The sequence below is a fragment of the Pontibacterium sp. genome (assembly GCF_041587635.1).
Lineage (GTDB): Bacteria > Pseudomonadota > Gammaproteobacteria > Pseudomonadales > Balneatricaceae > Pontibacterium.
The window spans coordinates 1-3,548 of the sequence record NZ_JBFGYC010000430.1 but is presented as its reverse complement, the minus strand read 5'-3'; the positions used below and the strand labels follow the sequence as shown (position 1 = coordinate 3,548).

Below are 3,548 nucleotides of genomic sequence, written 5' to 3'. Positions count from 1 at the left end.
CGTATTGGTGTAAATGAAGAGGGAGTTAACTCGCTATGACGTATAAAGGAATTATATTAGCCGGTGGATCCGGGACGCGACTGCATCCGATAACTAAGGGTGTGTCGAAGCAAATGTTGCCAATATATGATAAACCGATGATTTACTATCCCCTGTCGGTGCTGATGTTAGCAGGGATTAGAGAAATATTAATTATATCCACCCCAGATGATCTGCCCAGCTTTCGGAAGCTGCTTGGAGATGGAGAGCAATTTGGTGTTTCTCTTCACTATGCGGAACAGCCTAGCCCCGATGGCTTAGCCCAAGCTTTCTTAATCGGAGAGCAGTTTATTGGAAATGATCCATGTTGCTTAATACTCGGGGACAATATTTTCTATGGGCAGCATTTTTCAAACAAACTTCACGATGCTGTGAAAGTAAGTAGTGGTGCAACCGTTTTTGGGTATCACGTTACAGACCCCGAACGCTTCGGTGTTGTCGAGTTTGATGAGGGAGGTAGGGCAATTAGTATTGAGGAGAAACCTTCGGTCCCAAAATCAAACTATGCGGTTACTGGGCTTTATTTTTATGACAATCAGGTTGTCGATATAGCGAAGTCTATTCGGCCGTCTTCGCGAGGTGAACTCGAAATTACCGATGTGAACAGTACTTACCTTTCTCAGGGCGATCTAAAGGTTCAATTATTGGGTCGTGGTTTCGCATGGTTGGATACAGGAACGCATGATTCGCTGTTGGAAGCAGGTCAGTTTGTTCAGACTATTGAACACCGTCAGGGCTTGAAAGTTGCTTGCTTGGAAGAAATAGCTTTCCACCAAAACTGGATCACGGTAGATGCTCTAGAGAAGACTGCCCAATCCCTCAGCAAAACAGGTTATGGACGATACCTCCAGGGGCTATTGCACGGAAAATAAAAATGAATGTTATTCAAACGGAAATCCCAGGTGTAGTCGTTATCGAACCAGTGGTACATGGAGATGAAAGAGGCTTCTTTTTGGAGACTTTTCAGGCTCGTCGCTACAGCGAGGTTGCCGAAATAGGGCTCCCATTTGTACAAGATAATTATTCCCGTTCCGCGAAAGGTGTTTTGCGAGGACTTCATTTCCAAAAACTTCGCCCTCAGGGTAAGTTGGTTCGGGTTGTGAGGGGGGAGGTCTATGATATTGCAGTTGATATACGTGAGGGATCACCAACATTTGGAAGATGGTTTGGTACTATCTTGAATGAGGATAATAAGAAGCAGTTATGGGTACCTCCAGGGTTGGCTCATGGCTTTGTCGTTTTATCTGATATTGCAGATTTCGAGTATAAATGTACAGACTATTATGATCCCGCAGATGAAGGTTGTTTAGCTTGGGATGACCCGGATATAGGTATTGAATGGCCTGTTGATTCCCCGGTGCTTTCCTCTAAGGATCAAGAGGGACTTCTGTTGGCGGAGCTATTTAAATGAAAGTGTTGGTGGTAGGTGCCTCTGGTCAGTTTGGTGGAATACTTTTATCAAAGCTACGGGAGTCGGGTTTTGGTGTGGTAGCTTGTAGCTCGTCGGTGCTTGATATTACTTCTTTGGATTCAGTGATGTCGTTTTCAGAGAAGTGTCCAGAGCTTATTATAAATGCTGCAGCGTATACAGCTGTGGATGCGGCTGAGAGTGAGCCGCAGCAGGCCTACTGTGTAAATGAAACGGGTGTTTCGAACTTAATACAGCTTGCGAGTTTGCTAGAGTGCCCGTTAATAAATATCTCAACAGACTATGTTTTCGACGGGAGCTTGGGGAGGCCCTATGTGGAGACAGATATAACAACTCCACTTGGCGTGTATGGGGCCTCAAAAAGAGCCGGAGAGTTGTTGCTTGAGGAAAGCAAGGGGCGGTTCCTAAATATTAGGACCAGTTGGTTGTTTAGTGAAACTGATCATAACTTCATGTCAGCAATGTTGCGCTTAGCGGCCAAGAAAAGTGAGTTCGGTGTTGTCTTTGATCAAGTTGGGTGCCCGACCTTTGCAGGTGATTTAGCTGATGCAATTGTAAAGATATGTAACGCCTATATCCGTGGGCGCCAAATGGAGTGGGGGACTTTTCACTATTCCGGTGACGAGGAGGTTTCATGGTATGGGTTTGCCCATGAAATTTTTGAAAAAGCTGTTCAGATGTCCGTGCTCGAGAGTCGTCCGAAATTGCAAAAGTTAAGCACTGATCAATACCCTACAGTGGCTCGTCGCCCGCAGTACTCAGTATTAAATTGCAGCAAAATCCAAGATGTCTATGGAGTAAGGCTTAGCAATTGGAAAAACGCAATTACTGAAATACTATCTGCGAAACCGAAGTTTAATGGTAATCGCTAACCTACGAGTTATGACATTAAATGGTGTTTGAAATGAGCACGATCGATATTAGTCATCATCTTCTGAGCTCTGCTAGAAGGAAGGCGTTTGCTGGATATGATCCTTTCGATTCTCTGAATAGCGAAGTCCTGCGTAATACGTCGTTAAAAAAAAGTGAATTAGTACGTTTGGTCTGGATTCAATTGGGGAAGCGGTCTCCAGTTAACATGCGTAGCATTTTGAAAGTTCCGGAAAAACGTAATCCTAAGGGGGTTGCCTTATTTATACTCGGGCTTTTAGAAGATTACGCTCGTACAGGTAATGGCGAATATCTTACTGAGGCTATCGATCTTGGAGATTGGCTGTTAGATGAAAGAAGCAATCGTGAAGAGTGGAGATATAGTTGTTGGGGGTACCACTTCGATTGGCAAGCCAGAGCATTCTTTGTGCCAGCAGGCAAGCCGAACGTTATTACTACTGTTTATGTTTCTCGTGCATTGAGAGAGTTGGGGGATGTTGCCTCTAAGGTTCGCTTCATTGAGGCCGCGTTAGAGTCCGCTTATTTTATCTCTAAATTTTTGCACACGGAGACCGACGACGGTGATTTCTATGCGTACATTCCTGGAGAGAACACGTTTGTCCACAATGCTAGTCTTTGGGGGGCTGCGTGGTGTGTGGAAGCGGGACTCCTTTTGGGGCGTGAAGAGATCGTATCTCAAGCACTAGAGGTGGCTCGATATTCTGTGGCGCATCAGCGCGAGGATGGGGCTTGGGTATATGGATCTCGTCATCACCATCAATTTATTGACGGCTTTCACACGGGATATAATCTTGAAGCTCTTAACCGGATAGGCATTTTACTCGGTAGCGACGAGTTCAAAAGTAATATTTCAAAAGGCTTAGACTTCTATAAAGAAAACTTCTTTACAGAGGATGGGACGGCAAAGTATTACCACAATAAAGCCTATCCGTTGGATTACCACAACGTAGCCCAGGCGTTGATTACCCTCTTGACAGTAGGGGGGGCGTCTGAATTGGCGCTGTGTAACAAAGTCATAGATCGTGCAATCAGTACATTGTATCTACCTAAGAGTCATCAATTTGTCTATCAAAAGACGCGATGGTTTACAAATGCAATTAATTATACGCGGTGGACTCAAGCTTGGGCGTATTATTCGTTAGCATTTTATAACCGATATAGAGAAGAGTTAAGTGATCATGCGAAGGAT

4 protein-coding genes are annotated in these 3,548 nt (G+C 44.6%); all 4 read left to right on the top strand.

The features are described 5' to 3' along the window. Positions 1-35 precede the first annotated feature (35 nt). Positions 36-911 (top strand): glucose-1-phosphate thymidylyltransferase RfbA, encoded by an 876-nt coding sequence (rfbA, locus tag ABYW01_RS16885; protein WP_372834954.1) that lies wholly within the window; start codon positions 36-38, stop codon positions 909-911. Between the two features lie 2 nt (positions 912-913). Beyond that, complete coding sequence (rfbC, locus tag ABYW01_RS16880) at positions 914-1,450, top strand: dTDP-4-dehydrorhamnose 3,5-epimerase (RefSeq protein WP_372834951.1); 537 nt, start codon at positions 914-916, stop codon at positions 1,448-1,450. Further along, positions 1,447-2,340: a dTDP-4-dehydrorhamnose reductase gene (gene rfbD, locus ABYW01_RS16875; protein ID WP_372834948.1), complete on the top strand. Its 894-nt coding sequence runs from the start codon at positions 1,447-1,449 to the stop codon at positions 2,338-2,340. Before rfbC ends, rfbD begins: the two co-directional genes overlap by 4 nt. A 32-nt stretch (positions 2,341-2,372) precedes the next feature. Next, positions 2,373-3,548 (top strand): aspartate-semialdehyde dehydrogenase (locus ABYW01_RS16870; RefSeq protein WP_372834946.1); only part of this gene is annotated, 1,176 nt, incomplete at its 3' end.